The organism is candidate division WOR-3 bacterium, from assembly GCA_016934535.1.
Lineage (GTDB): Bacteria > SDB-A > SDB-A > SDB-A > SDB-A > JAFGIG01.
This window is the reverse complement of the sequence record JAFGSQ010000010.1, coordinates 65120-80563: the sequence shown is the minus strand read 5'-3', so window position 1 is coordinate 80563 and position 15444 is coordinate 65120. Positions and strand designations below refer to the sequence as shown.

The 15444-nt window shown below is 42.3% G+C and carries 12 protein-coding genes and 1 pseudogene; 8 read left to right on the top strand and 5 right to left on the bottom strand.

Annotated features, from left to right (window positions below; genetic code table 11):
* The 3 genes from JXL83_02115 to JXL83_02105 form a co-directional block, all read right to left on the bottom strand.
* Positions 1–1230: hypothetical protein (locus JXL83_02115; GenBank protein MBN2362907.1), on the bottom strand; the 1230-nt coding region annotated here is incomplete at its 3' end.
* A 95-nt stretch (positions 1231–1325) separates the two neighbouring features.
* Positions 1326–2465, bottom strand: coding sequence for a VWA domain-containing protein (locus JXL83_02110; protein ID MBN2362906.1), 1140 nt, complete (start codon positions 2463–2465; stop codon positions 1326–1328).
* Positions 2466–2470: 5 nt separating this feature from the next.
* On the bottom strand, positions 2471–3628 hold the full coding sequence (locus JXL83_02105; protein ID MBN2362905.1) for a magnesium chelatase ATPase subunit I: 1158 nt from the start codon (positions 3626–3628) through the stop codon (positions 2471–2473).
* Positions 3629–3918: 290 nt separating this feature from the next.
* Between JXL83_02105 and JXL83_02100 the strand changes: the two genes are divergently transcribed.
* The gene (locus JXL83_02100; protein ID MBN2362904.1) at positions 3919–4536 is read left to right on the top strand and encodes a hypothetical protein; all 618 of its coding nucleotides are present in this window, start codon (positions 3919–3921) and stop codon (positions 4534–4536) included.
* 24 nt (positions 4537–4560) lie between these two features.
* A complete protein-coding gene (locus JXL83_02095; protein MBN2362903.1) occupies positions 4561–5853 on the top strand; it encodes a T9SS type A sorting domain-containing protein in 1293 nt (430 codons plus the stop codon).
* 89 nt (positions 5854–5942) lie between these two features.
* On the opposite strand, the gene JXL83_02090 is transcribed toward JXL83_02095, so the two are convergent.
* A complete protein-coding gene (locus JXL83_02090) occupies positions 5943–6656 on the bottom strand; it encodes an NAD-dependent deacylase (protein ID MBN2362902.1) in 714 nt (237 codons plus the stop codon).
* 109 nt (positions 6657–6765) lie between these two features.
* Here JXL83_02090 and JXL83_02085 point away from each other — a divergent pair, with 109 nt between their 5' ends.
* From JXL83_02085 to JXL83_02060, 6 genes and pseudogenes are all read left to right on the top strand, one after another.
* Complete coding sequence (locus JXL83_02085) at positions 6766–8442, top strand: hypothetical protein (GenBank protein ID MBN2362901.1); 1677 nt, start codon at positions 6766–6768, stop codon at positions 8440–8442.
* Positions 8443–8504: 62 nt separating this feature from the next.
* Complete coding sequence (locus JXL83_02080) at positions 8505–10154, top strand: hypothetical protein (GenBank protein ID MBN2362900.1); 1650 nt, start codon at positions 8505–8507, stop codon at positions 10152–10154.
* A gap of 205 nt (positions 10155–10359) precedes the next feature.
* Positions 10360–10791, top strand: a complete 432-nt coding sequence (locus tag JXL83_02075) for an Rrf2 family transcriptional regulator (GenBank protein ID MBN2362899.1) — start codon at positions 10360–10362, stop codon at positions 10789–10791.
* Positions 10772–10861, top strand: a pseudogene (locus JXL83_02070) (4Fe-4S binding protein). Before JXL83_02075 ends, JXL83_02070 begins: the two are co-directional and overlap by 20 nt.
* A 75-nt stretch (positions 10862–10936) precedes the next feature.
* Positions 10937–12556, top strand: a complete 1620-nt coding sequence (gene hcp, locus JXL83_02065; GenBank protein MBN2362898.1) for a hydroxylamine reductase — start codon at positions 10937–10939, stop codon at positions 12554–12556.
* Positions 12557–12625: 69 nt separating this feature from the next.
* Positions 12626–13129: a hypothetical protein gene (locus JXL83_02060; GenBank protein ID MBN2362897.1), complete on the top strand. Its 504-nt coding sequence runs from the start codon at positions 12626–12628 to the stop codon at positions 13127–13129.
* Between the two features lie 31 nt (positions 13130–13160).
* Here JXL83_02060 and JXL83_02055 read toward each other — a convergent pair whose 3' ends face one another.
* Positions 13161–15365 (bottom strand): PAS domain S-box protein, encoded by a 2205-nt coding sequence (locus JXL83_02055; GenBank protein ID MBN2362896.1) that lies wholly within the window; start codon positions 15363–15365, stop codon positions 13161–13163.
* Between the last annotated feature and the right edge of the window lie 79 nt (positions 15366–15444).

Sequence of the window (15444 nt, the reverse complement as noted above, 5' to 3'; positions counted from 1 at the left end):
GAAACCGAGGTTGTTCCAGGCCACTGTCTGGTTCGATTTGTAGCCTATCGCGGTCGAATCGGCGTCTGTCCAGTATTGAGTCGCTATGCCGACAAAACGATCGGAAGAACTGTTTTTCTCGCAAGCGACGAACGGGCAAACCGTGTGGACGTCGCCGAGCAAGAAAAATCCCGGGCCTGTCCAGGTCGCTCCTCCGTCAGAGGAAACGTATTCAATGGATCTTGTCGTTGTCGGATCGGTAGCGCCCTGTTGATAAACCAGATGAATGTAATTCGTGGGGTAAGCGTTTTGACGGGCTGAAGCGACGACAGGTTTTTGCAAATTAGCATCAGTTCCCAACGTGACGTGGTTTATCCAGTGTCCGAAATAGCTGTCATATCTCGATACCCTGATTGTATTAGGATCAAAAAAATTCATAATGTAGGCATAGTCGGCGGGACCTGCACATACGTCAAAATCTTTGGGTGTCACTTGGTTGTATGTAAGAGTGGCTGAAGACCATGTCGCTCCACCATCTGCAGAAGCGCACCTGTATAATTGCCAGGGAGTAGATGGAACTGAAAACACAACGTATATGTGAGGATCGGTCTCGTCTGTTATGTCCATTTCGACCCAATTTATGTCGTTGTAAGTCGTGGAAGAAAAGTGATACCAGTCGTAAGCCGAGTGGTCAACTCTCAATCTGCGGAAGGAAAGCAGTGTGTCGCTTCCGTAGACATAAACTGCAGTTGTGTATATGTAGGGATTAGCAGTCTGAGCCTGAACTCTCATGTCGTAGCTCAACACGTTGACGCCGGTGCTCTGGAACCACATCTCCCAGCTTTTTTCCCATGTGTAGCCCATGTCAGTTGACCTGTATATCCATATTGTGTCCGTTGACGCGTGATTTGACAGAAGGGCTACATAGATATGGCCATTGACATCGTAGTCGAAAGCTAATCGGGTCACATTTGTCTGAACAGGGCACTCGTTTGTCACCAAAAGATCGTCACCCCATAAGGGTGCGTAGGCAGAAGGCGGTTGGGAAGAACCCAGATTACCGGAAATCTCTTCAATTGATTGAGGTAATTCACTGTAATATGCGGTTTGGTTCAGGTCTCCAGAAAGAGCTTCCTCGTCAATGCCCTGGTCTATGACCACTGCCTGTTTGAAATTGGCCTGGCTGACCTGAGCCTGAATAGAGAGGCAAAAGATCATCAAACCTAATAACACTATGGACGTCATTTTCATCGTTCCTCCTTTTTGTTGTTGGGATAACCTGCTGAATCTGCCCGAAAAACTATTTTCAAAGGTCAAAAAAGTATTGTAACTCCAAGGTGATTTTTTTACAAGCCGCTTTTTGAGGATCCGGCGGCAGAAGCGACTCCGCTGATTATTCTTTCTATGTCTTTGGGGGAGACTTCGTACCTGTCTTTTTCCGTGTAAACTGTCTTTGAAGATATGGCGGAACTCATAAGTTTGACGAGTTTCCCCCCGGCGTTTTCTACTATAAATTCCGACAGTTTTTCTCCGGGAAAGTATTTTTCTTTTTGCGTTTCAGTGTGTTTGAAATTCGGATTAATAAGAAGCAGGCCAATCTTTGCCTTTCTGAACAGTTTTGCCGCGGACAAAGAGTTTCTGTAAGCGGGTTCGTCGAAAATATTCCGGAATTTTCCCGTCAGAGGTTCGGGATAACAGTCGCTAAGCAAGACAACTAAACTCAACGAACCCTTGTTCCTGAATTTTTCCAGCCTTGCCATGTCCAATGATTTCAAAAGACCGTCTGAAAGAGGGGTTCTTCCATGGACCTTGAGAGAGAGAAGGCTTTTAGAGACCACCTTGTAGTTGTGTGTCGGATGATTCAATATTTTTGCCTGGTGACCCTGGAGAGAAATAACTCCGATTCTGTCTTTGTTTTTGTTGAAATAGACGGTGAGCGAATTTATTATTCTCGAAAAAGCTTTGACGAAGTTTATGACTGAAGAACTGACGTCAACGACCAGGATCATATTCAGGCTCTGATGGGATGACTTTTGCCACCCGAGAAGGTCTTTTTTAGTTATCGCTTTTTTCCCTTCCCTGAATTCATTTACTAATAGCCGGTTCAAGAGTGTCGGATAAAAAGCCGGTGAATTCTCTCCTTCTTTGTATTTGGTCAAAAGAAAATTTCTGCCCGTCACTGTGTTTTTTACCATGGCTCTTCTCGTGAATTTCCTTGTTCTGAAATTCTGGGTTTTTCTTATCCTCTTCAAAAATCTTTTGAATTTAATGTCCACGGTTTTAAAGAAGCTTTTTTCCGACTCGAAAAGAGGCGTTTCGTAACTGTAATCAGTTTTTAATGATTTTTCTTTGCCGCCGAGTTTTTTAAATGAATTGTCTCTGGAAACGAATTTAACGGATTTTTTTCTTTTGAATCGGAGAAATGCGGCGGCATTCCTTAAAATATTTTTTATTTTTCTTTTTACGGTGGGTTTATGAATGCCCACCGTAATTATTTTTTTGAGGAGTCTTCCCCTTTTTGTTGTGATGTCTGAGGTGTATTTTCCTGTTTTTCTGGTGTTTGTCCTGATAGATTAGCGTTGTTAAAGGAAAATTTTTCGCTTTTTTTTGACGGCTTTTCCCTTGTCAAATTTGAATGATTGTCCCTGAATACTTTGACGACTTCTTCCGACGAAGGAGGTTCGAGAAGACCGCTGTCTCTTGTCCTGTGGCATAAAGTCATCAGCGCGGCGTCCAGGATGTCGTCAAATTGCGTTTCTTTTCTTTCGTGAAGCGCCGATATCGTCATCGCGGTTTTAGTAATTATTATGTCCGGTCTTTGACCGTCTACTTTGAGTTCAGAACAGGATTTTGTTACGACCCAAAGAAGGTCTTCGTCTATTTGAACTTCTTTTAGAAGTTCTTTTGAACGCTGTAATGAATTCTTTAACATGCTCTGAGGGTTTTTAAATGAATTGAAAAATGAATCCGGATCATTTTCGAAAGAAAGAGTTCTTTTGACTATCTCTGCCCTCTCCTCAGGCTTTTGCGGAGATTCAGCCCTGACGCAGAGAGGGAACCTGTCGAGTATCTGAGGTCTCAGTTCTCCCTCTTCCGGATTCATTGTTCCTACGAGGATGAAGTCGGACCTGTGTTTAACGGAAAAACCCTCTCTTTCTATAACGTTCCAATGGAGGGCGGATACGTCGAGAATGTCGTCGACGAGATGGTCGGGCAGTAGATTGACTTCGTCTATGTATAAAATGTTTCTGTGTGCCATTGCGAGAAGACCCGGCAGTATGCTTTTTACTCCCTCTTTCAGGATTTTTTCAATGTCTATACTGCCGAGGAGCCTGTCTTCCGTACAGCTCAGGGGCAGGTCAATTATCCGGCCTTTAACCAGAGAGGTTTCTTTCTGAGGTTTACCCTTGCAGAATGTGCAGAAAAAATCGGATTTTTCCGGGTCACAGCCGAAAACACAGTCCTTGACAACCGCGTGTTCCGGCAACAGGTCTTCAACTGAATGGACAAAAGTGCTTTTGCCGGTTCCCTTGGGTCCGGAGATGAGAAGTCCTCCGATTTTTGGATTTATTATGTTGGCAAGATAAGCGGTTTTTAAAAAATCCATTCCTACTATGGCTGTTATTGGAAACCTTGTTATCCCTTCCATGTAAACCCCCTGTTTTACATTTATTTTATACACATTTGAAAAAAAATAAAATATTTATGAAAACAAAGAGATCAGAATTATTGACCGTTCATTTATCTTTATAATCGGTGTTGACAGATCGTGATATTTGATTGTCAAATTCAATAAGCAAACAGCCAACCAACTATAATGAGAAGATCGAAAAAATGAATTCAAACGATTTTGATTTTTCTGAGTCAGGAATTATTTGACGACACTTTTTGAAACAACGAGTGACGATTTTGAAAAATTAATCAAAGGAGGGCGAAAAAATGATTTTATCGAAGAAGATGAATGTAATTGTCCTGCTTTTGCTCTCGACGTTGTCTTTCTCAAACCGTTTGGCATATGCCGGATTCTACACTGAAAAAGGTGACGACGACGGGACGGCGCACCTTGTCCAAAACGGAGACTTCGAAGCTGGTTTGGAGCAGGGATGGATTCAGACGGCAAGCGGAGGATTTCAGAATTTCACGAGGGAAACCGCACTTGATCCGGATCCCGACTACGAGGTCAAGGTCGTCAAGGATTCCTCGTCCGGATATTCAATGCTTTATCAAACCGTCCCGATAAGAACTACTGACCTGACGTTCAGCGCCGACGTTAAATTCGACGTTTTTGCATCATACAGCGCGTGGACCGGAGCCGCCCTCGACATTGAATACCTGGACCGGTACGATTCATTCCTCGGCAGGACCAGAATATGCCGGAAGACAGAAAGATGCAGATGGGTAGACACCACATACATGGATGTCATTGAAGTGCAGGACGGAGACTGGCACAGTTTTTCCTTTAGTATTGACAGTGAGCTGATAAACGTTCCATCTGTGAATCCTGTCGCCGTCGACAAAATCAAGCTGGTATTACTGGACACTGTCAGATATTGTTGAGGATCACCCGTCACAGCCAAGGTCTTGGCTGACAACATTACAATAAACTACAACGGTTCTGATATTTTTACCGCACTTCAAAGAGTTCAAATTGGAGATCCGGCGGGAAACAACAACGGAAGAATGGATCCCGGAGAACCGGCGGAAATAACTGTATTTTTGAAAAATATCGGCGGAGCCGGTGTTTTACATATCTGGGCTACTCTTTTCACAATCGATCCATATCTGCTTGTAACAGACGGAACGTTCGACTTCGGCCCGTTTCCCGTCGACGCGACAGTATGCAATTCAAGCGATGTCTTTCGGGTTCAGGCAAGTCCTTCGACTCCACAGGGGCATGTTTCAGACCTTTCGATGGAGATCAGCGATCACGCCGGATATTCCGAGACTCTTTCGTTTTCAGTCATCACCGGTCAATACGATTATCTGGTCTGGAATCCGGATTCTACTCCGGAATCCGGCCAGCTAATGGACTCCATTCTCTCGGATTTGGGCTACTTGGGCCATTACGGCATTGAAATGCCGGGAATTGGTCTGGAATACTACAGGTCTCTTTTTGTATGCACAGGATTCAGACCCTACACGTTTTTTATCGATTCATTCTGCCTTGAAAAAACCAGGATTCTGAACTACATAAACCAGGGAGGGCGAGTTTACTTGGAAGGAAACAGCCCGTGGTGTTCAGGTCCTTACATGTATCACGCCTACGATTTCAGCCCGGTTTTCGGCATAAATCCGGATTACGGATCTATAATTCATACGGTTTTGGGTCAGAACGGAACCATGATGGCGGGTATGAATTTCGTGCAGAGTCTGGGAGATTACGCTGGAGATATTGTAAATTCTCTCGGAGCGGCACAGGTTCTCTTCAAAGAAGGAACCTATGGAGACAATATATGCGTCGCTTACGACGCCGGAACGTACAAGACGATCGGTGCAGTGTTCGAAATCGGAAGCCTGGTGGACGGAACCGGAATATCTACGAAAAGACAGTATCTTCAGAATGTGATGACTTATTTCGGAGTTAACGCCGGCGCAGTCGAGGAAACTCCTTCTATAGGACCTGACCCGAACGTTTTTCAGGTTTATCCGAATCCATTTCTCGATTATGTCGATATAGTGTTGTCCGGCTATATTGAAGTACCCGGAGAATTGATGATATACGACGTGACCGGAAGAACAATAAATACAATCAAATACACTGAAGTTCCAACCGTTGTGCGATGGTCCGGAAATGATTTCAGCGGAGTAAAAGTTGCAAGAGGTCAGTATTTCGTTGAGGTCGGAGGTCGGAATAAACTGATATTGAAATACTGATTATTTCATTCGACTCGAAAAAAAACGGGCCAATAGTTTATGACTGGATAAAAAACAATGTTTCTTGTATCCTTTCGACGGTATTTTTTTCACTCGATAAATATCCCGCAATCATCCGACAGGGCTTTTGAAGCGGTTTCTCTTACTACAATGTCATAAACATCCGATATCTCCGAGGGCTCGGGATTTATTTCGACGAGAAAAGCTCCGTTATTTTTAGCGTGCAAAGGAAATCCCGCGGCGGGCCAAACGACGGAAGAAGTTCCGACGCTGACGAAAAGATCGCATCCGGAGATTGACATGATCGCCTTTTCAACCGTGAATGAATCCAGTGAATCGCCGAACCATATTATGTCGGGTCTCAGCCACTTTCCGCATTTAAAGCATCTGTAAGAGGGATAAGCTTCACCTATCATTTCCTTAATTCCGCAGAGGCATCTGGCTCTCCACAGCGATCCGTGAAGTTCTGTCACGTTATCGGAACCGGCTCTCTGGTGCATGCCGTCAATGTTCTGAGTGATTATTTCGACCCCCGGCCTTTTCTTCTGAAGTCCGGAAAGCCAAAAATGACCCTTGTGAGGAGTACAGTCCAAAACCGCGCTTCTTCTCATTTCGTGAAATTTCAGGACTTTTTCAGGATCATTGTCGAAAGCTTCCTGGCAGGCATATTCTTCCCATTTGTAATTTTCCCAGATGCCGCCTTTTCCCCTGTATGTGGGGACGCCGCTTTCGGCAGACATTCCGGCTCCAGTGAAAAACACTATTCTTTTAAAATCCTCTGTCCTTATTTTCACCACAAAAATATTATTCGGCTGAAATATTTTGTCAAACTGTAATTGAAGAAAAAAATTTAATGTATGTTTAATGCCGAGGAGTAAAATAATAGGCAAAGAAAATCATGAGGAGATATAAATGCCGGAATTAATAAGTGTTGCTATCGAACTGAAGACAAATTGCCAGAAATGTGATGGAACAATCCACATTAACGCTTTGACTGAGAAAATTCTCTGCCCGTCGTGCGGTGAAGAGTTAAACCTGAATTTACAACTGTGGAATGACATTTTGGAAGATCCTATAAAAGAAGCCCCGAATTATGAAGAAGGAGAGGGAACAAATTCGACAGTGATGGGCGGTATTAATTATCAAATTATGTACGGAAAACAGATCCCGAGATTTCCCGACAGCAAAAAGAATATAGACATCCTGAAAAGCGAAGAATATTCTGAGAAAGGTTTTGTCGAAGACCCTGACACAGGAAAGAAATATTCTTTCAGAAAAGTACCAGTAATATATGAAAAAGACTTTCCCGGCGCTTTGTATCTGGCGATGGAAGATTTCGGCCTGATTTCAGGCGATAAAGAATCCTCGCAAGAATCGGCCGTAAAAGCTCATGATCCGGTGGCTTTTGCCTGTCCTAAATGCGGAGGTTTTCTCGATGTAGACGGTAAGGACAGGATGATCAAATGTTCTTTTTGCAATGCTTCTGTCTATCTTCCAGACGATCTCTGGAAGAGAATTCATCCAGTCGAGACAGTAACGAGATGGTTTATAATAATGAACGAAAGAGAAAGACCTTTTACCTGGGATTCAGACGCATGGGACATGGTCCTCGACGGAGAAAACAATATTTATTTGGCCGTGGAAACGGACCGTTCAAAAATGGAGTTGGTTTCACTTGACAAAGACCGTACAAGAAGATGGACAAGGAAGGATCTCGAATATTATCCGGAGACTTCAAACGGCGACACCAGACTCGCTATAGACGGCCGCGGCAGGCTCATGCTGTGGAGCGGAGATAAAAACACACTGCTGTTTCTTTCAACCCTGACAGGCGAAACCGAAGATATGTTGGGCGGCCGCAAGGGGAAACAGCCCGGGAAAGGAAATGAACGCTTTTCAATGAAAAACGCAATATGCCTCTTTGCCGATAACGATGATACATTTGTCGTCCTGCTCGACAGAGATAAAAAAGACACGGACGAAAATTGTTATTACGAACTTATGAGATACGACTACGACGGGAATGCAGTGGATGTTTGGAGAAAAGGCGAGACGGAAAAAAATATTTTTGGGAAAATAAAAAGTTTTTTCTCCGGAACAAGAGGGGCTCAGTATTTTGAAAGTCTTAAAGACAAGCCCAAGAGATTCAGGGACAGGGATATTAAAATATCACTCGGTTACGACTGTGTTTATTACTTTTTATGCCATGAAAAATTAATCAAATATTCCAGGGAGGGAAAAAAACAGTATTTTGTCAAGCTCGACTGCAGTTATACGTATTCGAGGGCTTACGGAGACAAGGACGGCAACGCTTACGTGCTTTGTTCTGACGGGAATGACAAAAGGTACGTGCTAAAAATTTCTCCCGACGGAAAACAGATGACGCGTCATCTTCTTTCTGTTTTAGACGATGGCGTCGTCTGCAGTGAAGAAATTCTCGCCCTTTCCGAAGACGGGACATTTTACCTTGCCGGATATTCAGGAAGAATGAGAATTGTTGCGAACAACGGAAAACAAGTCTACAGGAGCGAAGAGGCCAAAGAAGACGAAGAAAGAACGCTTGAAGAAAAAAGAAGAAAAGAGGATTGAAAGAGTCGTTATTACGACCTGATGCTGATGTAATAATCAAAAATATTCAAGAGGGGTGAGACATGACAGGATTATTGAGCATCGCTATCGAGGCTAAAACCAAATGCAGAAAATGCGACGACACCCTTCACTTAAACGCTTTGACTGACGAAATTGTCTGCCAGTCATGCGGTGAAAAGACGTGTTTCAGCGTTTCCGACTGGAAAAGCATTATTGGAGACGCTATCAATGAAGTCCCGGGGTTCAAGGAAGGGGAGGGGAATAACGCTTCAATTTTCGGCGGTTATAATTTCCAGATCATGTACGGAAAGCAAAAGCCAAAATTCCCTGACGATAAAAAACCGCTCAATCTTGAAAGACTGAGTGAATTCGCCGAAAAAGGTTTTGCCGTCAATCCGGATACCGGGAAAAAATATTCTTTCAGAATAGCGCCGGATAAATATAAAAAAGCTTTTCCGGGGATTCTTTACCTTGTTTTCGAAGATTTCGGACTTATTACTTCGGGGAAAAAAGCCGAGGATGAAACCGTGATCAACGCGCCTGAACCGGTTGCTTTTGCATGTCCGAAATGCGGAGGATTTCTCGATGTAGATGGAAAAGAGAGAATGATAAAATGCTCTTTCTGCAAAGCTTCGGTATATCTTCCCGACGACCTTTGGAGAAGAATACACCCCGTCGAGACTATTTCGAGATGGTATATAATCTTCGACGAAAAAGCGAAACCTTTCGAATGGAAAGGGGAAATATGGGACTCCGTCGTCGACAGAAAAGGCGACATTTACATCGCTTCGGAAAACGAAGACTCGAATCTGACTTTGGCGGCGCTGGATAAAAACCTTTCGACAAAATGGGTTTTGTCAGATCTGCAATATAATCCGGATTCGTCCGAAGGAAATCCTAAACTGGCAATTGACAGCAAAAACAGGCTCATGATTTGGAGCAGAGAAAAGCATGCTCTTTTGTTTCTCTCTCAAAAGACGGGAGAAACGGAGGATAAATTGGGTGGAAACAAAGGGAGACAACCCTCGGAAAAAAAAGATTTTTTTTCAATGAAAAACGCGTGGACTCTCTGCGCGGATACGGACGACACATTTTTGGTTCTCTTAAACAGAGAAAAAAGAGATTCCGAAAATAACGATTATTATGAACTGAAAAGATTCGATTTTGACGGAAACGCCGTCAAAACATGGAAAGAAGATAAAGAGACTTCGGAGAAAGAAAACAGTTCAATAATTGCCGGATATTTGGAAGATCTTGAGGACAAGCCGGTTTATTTCAGGGACAGAGAAATTGTTCTTTCTGTCGGTTATGACGGCAATTATTATATTCTTAACTACGAAAAACTAATGAAATACTCCAGAGGGGGAAAAAAGATATATTTAATAAATCTCGATTTCAGGTATACTTATTCCAGGGCGTACGCCGATAAAGAGGGGAACGCGTATGTTCTGGGATCGGACCAGAACGATGTATATTCTGTAATAAAAATTTCACCTGACGGCAAAAAGGCCGGCCATCATCTGCTTTCAGTTTTAAAAAACGGCGTGTTGGGACGTGAAGAAGTGATTGCGATGTCCGAAGACGGAAATTTTGTTCTGCTCGGTTACGACGGGAAAATGAGGATAATCTCTTCCGAGGGAAAGCTTTTGTACAGGAGCGAAAATTCTGAAAAGGACGACAATAAAAAAAGAAAAGAAAAAAAGGAAAATTGATAAAAATCATCCAAATTTCTTTTATTGATTTTCTGTAATTTATTTGCGAACTCTTCACTTCATAGATTTTTTCCGTTTATATAGGCAATAGTCTCGATTTTTGACTTTTTTAAGTTAAATTCTACCGGATCCGGGATTCTGAAGTGAAAAAGAGCTTGACAATGTTTATTACTGATACTAATATAGTATCAGATAAGGTAAATAAATGAAGCTTTTGACAAAAAACACAGATTACGCCGTCAGGGCGCTTTTAGAGCTGGCAAAATCCAAAGATTTTGTTTCATCAAGGCATATCGCACAAAAACAGAAAATCCCTTATCAGTACCTGAGAAAGATTTTACAAGAGATAGTAAAGACAGGGTGGATTGAAACAAAAGAAGGAAAATCGGGCGGTTTCAGGCTTATAGAAAATCCTTCGAAAATCAATATTTCTAAAATCATTGAAGTCTTTCAGGGTAAAATAGAACTCACAGATTGTCTTTTCAGAAAAAAGATATGCGAAAACAGGGCGCACTGTCCCATAAGGCGTGAGATAAAGAAGATTGAAAAGAATGTCGTCAAAGAATTTGACGCTTTGACGCTATTTGACTTGACTGCTTACTCAACAGGGGAAAAGAATGAAGAGAAAAATAATTAAAATTGATGAAGAATTGTGCGACGGCTGCGGACAATGCATACCGAATTGCCCGGAGGGAGCACTTCAGGTAAAAAAGCGGGCAAAACAATGTTGATAAAAGAATATGCGGTGTCATTGGAAGGCGAAATAATATAAGGAGGTTTTTATGTCAATGTTCTGCTACCAGTGCCAGGAAACGGCAAAAAACACGGCTTGTACCGCCAGAGGAATTTGCGGGAAGCAGGAAAAAACTTCAAATCTTCAGGATCTTTTGATTTTCGTTCTTCAGGGTATTGGTTGTTACGCCGAAAAAATTGTTCCCGTTGAAAGAAAAGCGGGAGTTTTTGTCTGCAAGGCTCTTTTTTCGGCAATAACGAACGCAAATTTTGACGACGATAAAATTAGAGATTTGATAAGACAGGCCATAAAAACAAGAGATGAATTGGGAAAAAAAGCGGGAAAATTGGACGAAACATTTGACTGCGCTCAATGGGAAGGAAACTCGGATGACGAATTTGATGACAAAGCAAAGAGCGTCGGAATTCTCAGTCTGAGCGATGACGAAAACATAAGGTCGTTAAAATCCGTCATACTCTACGGATTGAAGGGAATCGCCGCGTATACCGAACACGCTGCTGTTTTAGATTATTTTGACGATGACATTTTTAAATTCATGTTTGAAGCTCTCGCTTCGCTTAGGAAAAATCACACGGCGGAAGAATTACTGACATTAGTAATGAAGACAGGCGAAACAGCCGTAAAGGCGATGGCTCTTCTCGACAGGGCCAACACTTCTGTCTACGGTCATCCGGAAGCGACCGCTGTGGACATTGGCGCAGGCGACAACCCCGGAATTCTCATTTCCGGACACGACCTTAAGGACATGGACGAACTTTTGAAACAGACCCAGGGGACCGGTGTCGATGTATATACACACGGAGAAATGCTTCCGGCCAACTATTATCCGGCGTTTAAAAAATATTCACACTTCAAAGGAAATTACGGCGGGTCCTGGTGGAAACAGGACAAGGAGTTCGAAACATTCAACGGTCCGATCCTGATGACTACAAACTGCATTATTCCGGTAAAAGATTCTTACAGAGACAGAATTTTTACAACAGGTATGGCCGGTTATCCGGGTGTCAAACATATTGAAGACAGAAAAGAAGGCGGACAAAAAGATTTTTCAACCATCATAGAGCTCGCCAAAAAATGTTCTCCTCCAAAAGAAATAGAAAAAGGAAAGATAACAGGCGGATTCGCCCACAATCAGGTGGAAGCGCTGGCAGAGAAAATAGCGGAAGCCGTTAAAACAGGCGCCGTAAAGAAATTCGTGGTCATGGCAGGTTGTGACGGGAGGCATCCGTCGAGGAAATATTACACGGAAGTCGCCGAGCTTTTGCCAAAAGATGCCATTATTTTGACTGCAGGATGCGCGAAGTACAGGTACAACAAGCTGGGGCTTGGTGAAATTAACGGAATTCCCCGGGTTTTGGACGCAGGTCAATGCAACGATTCATACTCTTTGGCACTCACTGCACTCAAGCTTAAAGAAATTTTTGGACTAAAAGACGTAAACGAACTGCCTATAGCTTTCGACATTGCGTGGTACGAACAGAAAGCCGTCGCCGTCCTTCTCGCTCTTCTTGATCTGGGATTTAAAAATATTATTTTGGGACCGACACTGCCGGCTTTTGTTTCGCGTGAAACGGTAAATATTCTGTCTGAGAAATTTGCTTTAAAAGGCATAACCGAAGCGAAAAAGGATGTTGAAATGATGTCTTAATCCTTTTCGCTGAAAATGGACTGATGGGGCGGTTTCTGTTATATTAGGATAAACTATAAAGGAGGCAATTTGAGTGATTTGATCTCTCTCGAAAAATACGCTGAACTTTGCGCATTAATGTCTGAAACAGCCGGAGACGAGAATAAAGAAGCGGAAATTGCCCAATCTAAAGGCGTTTCTGTCGAAGATTGGAAGAAAGCCAAACAAGGATACACGGCCACGATGAGCGATCCAAAAGACATGGGCAAGACTGCTATGGCATTTATGCCGTTATACCGGGCCGCACTTGAAAAGAAAAGAGGGGGAGGCGCTCCGGGATCACTCGAGGATTACTCGGTCATTCATGCAGAAATGGCTTATTTAAAAGATCCGCAGGATCCCGAAAAAAAAATTGATTTCATGGCAGTTTTGAACAATCACGGCTACAGCCACTCAAAATGGCTCGAAATGGAAAGCTATTGGACACCGAGAGTTTCAGATCCCCAGAGCCCTCTTTACAATCAGGAAGAATCAAAAAAATTCAGTGAAATTATACAAAAGGAAGCGGACAGAATTCACGGAATTAAAAGATAACCTGAACAGCAAGTTAATTTAAACTGCGGAATTAAAGAGGAAATTTCAGACAGATTTCAGTTCCGTTTTCTTTTTTCAATGATATTTCACCGTTGAGCTGTTTTGTCAGAAGTTTAATAATTGTCATTCCGAGCGTTTTTGCTCTGTTGATGTCAGTTTCTTCCGGAATTCCCAAACCGTTGTCCTTTATCTTTACTTCAGCGAAATCAACTGTTTTCCCTTCTTCAAGGTTCTCGGTTCGGGAACCGAGAGAAATCCAGAGAGTTCCATTTTCCATTCCGACGAAAGCATGACGCATACAGTTCATCATTATTTCATTAACTATCAAACCCGCCGGTATTGCTTTGTCTATACTTATTGAAAGCTTTTTCAAATCTTTGATTATTTCGAGCTGATTGACCATTTTTCTGAAAGTCAGGGAGTTTTCCTCCGTCAATATGTCTATGAAATTAGAGAACTCTATTGTCGAGTAATTCTGGGAATGATACAAAAGACCGTGAACGTGTCCAATGCTTAAAACCCTGCTCTGGGTTTCCTTTAGTAAAACAGCGAGTTTTTCGTCACCGACTGTGGAAGCCTGAAGTTGAAGAAGGCTCGATATGACTTCGAGATTATTTCTGACCCTGTGATGTATTTCGTGAAGCAGAATTTCCTTTTCTTTAACAGCGCTAGTCAATTCATTTTCAATTCTTTTTCTCTCGGTTATGTCCCTGAGCATGCCTACCTGGCCCTTGACATTTCCTTTACCGTCGAAAACAGGGTTTCCGTAGTCCTCAAACCAATGAACAGCGCCTTCCCTGTCCAACAATCTGACCTCCGAGGGAAATGATTTTCCCGTTTTCATGACTTGTTCGTATTCCCGCATAGCTCTTTCTCTGTCGTCGGGATGGATGAATTCGAGAATGTTTCTACCTACTACGTCGTCTGGAGCGAGATTGTAAGTTTTGGTTTGAGGTCCAATGAAAACAATGTTCCCGTCGATGTCTGTTGAGTAGAGTATATCTCTGCTGCCGTTGATGAGATGCCTGAGTTTTTCCTGTTCTTCTTTCATGGTTTTTTCCTGTTTGATCTTCTCGGTAATATCAGTAAAAATACCAATGGAACTGACGAAAGTGCCGTTTTTATCGGTCTCGGGTGTAGCGGTGACGCTTAAAATTCTCTTTTCTCCGTCCGGACGGGAAATTTCGATAAAATATGTGGTTTTTTTTAGTAATTTTCTTTTTTCGGTTTCGGAAAGAACGAGCTGATAGTGGTCGCGAGAAAGAAAACTCTTCAAATTTTTTCCAATAAGGCTTTGTGGATAAACTCCGAAAATTCTGTCCGCTGTTGGATTTGAAAAGACAAAAACTTCATCGCCGTTGACAACTCCTATTCCTTCGCCGATGTTGTTAATTATAGCCTTGATTCTTTCAGAGCTAATTCTGTAAAAATTGTCCATGATTTCCTCGAAATGTTTGTCTTCGAGTATGATAATGAAAAATGAGATTTTTCCACCGGGATCTTTTACAGCAGAGCTCATTTTTGAAACACCTAAAACAATGTCATTAAAGTTCAGTTCAACGAAAGTCGAAAACATTTCGATGTCCCCGTTGTCGAGGAGATCTTTCAATATCTTGGCCGGTTGTTTCCAGCTTTTTACGCTTTTTATGTCAAAAACGGAATCAAGTTTCTTACCGGTGATTTCATCTGATTTAATTTTGAAAACTTCTTCGGCTCTGGAGTTGATCTTGAGCAGGTAACCGTTGCTGTCCAGGAACAGAGTTATAGAGTTGATGAGATTTAATGATTTTTCATTCAGTATATTTTCAATAAATAATTCCGGGTTTTCGGTGGTTCGATCTTCAGAATTGCCGGAAGATCCTTTTTTTCCGCAAGATAAAACTTTTTCTATGGTCGCCGTTATTTCGTTGTCTTCAATAGGCTTGTAAATTACGCCGTAATGGTCGCATTTTGCAAGCCTTTCGAGCTGCTCGCTGTCTTTTATTGCCGTGAGAAAAATGACGGGTATGTCATGTTTTTCTTTAATAATGGAAGAAGCAGTAATTCCGTCCATCTCGCCAGACAGAAGAATGTCGAGCAAGATAATGTCCGGTTTTGAATTTTCGAGAACTTTTAAAGCTTTTTCAGCTGAATCTACTACGTCAATAACTTCAAATGAGTTTTGTTCCAGAACAAGCTTTATTCTCAGAGAAATTAAGTTTTCGTCTTCAACAATCAGAACAGTTTTTTTTCCCAATGGCCCTCCGATTAATATTATATTAAAACAAAAAATGATTCAATACGCAGGTATTATTTTTTATTGATAGTCAACAATT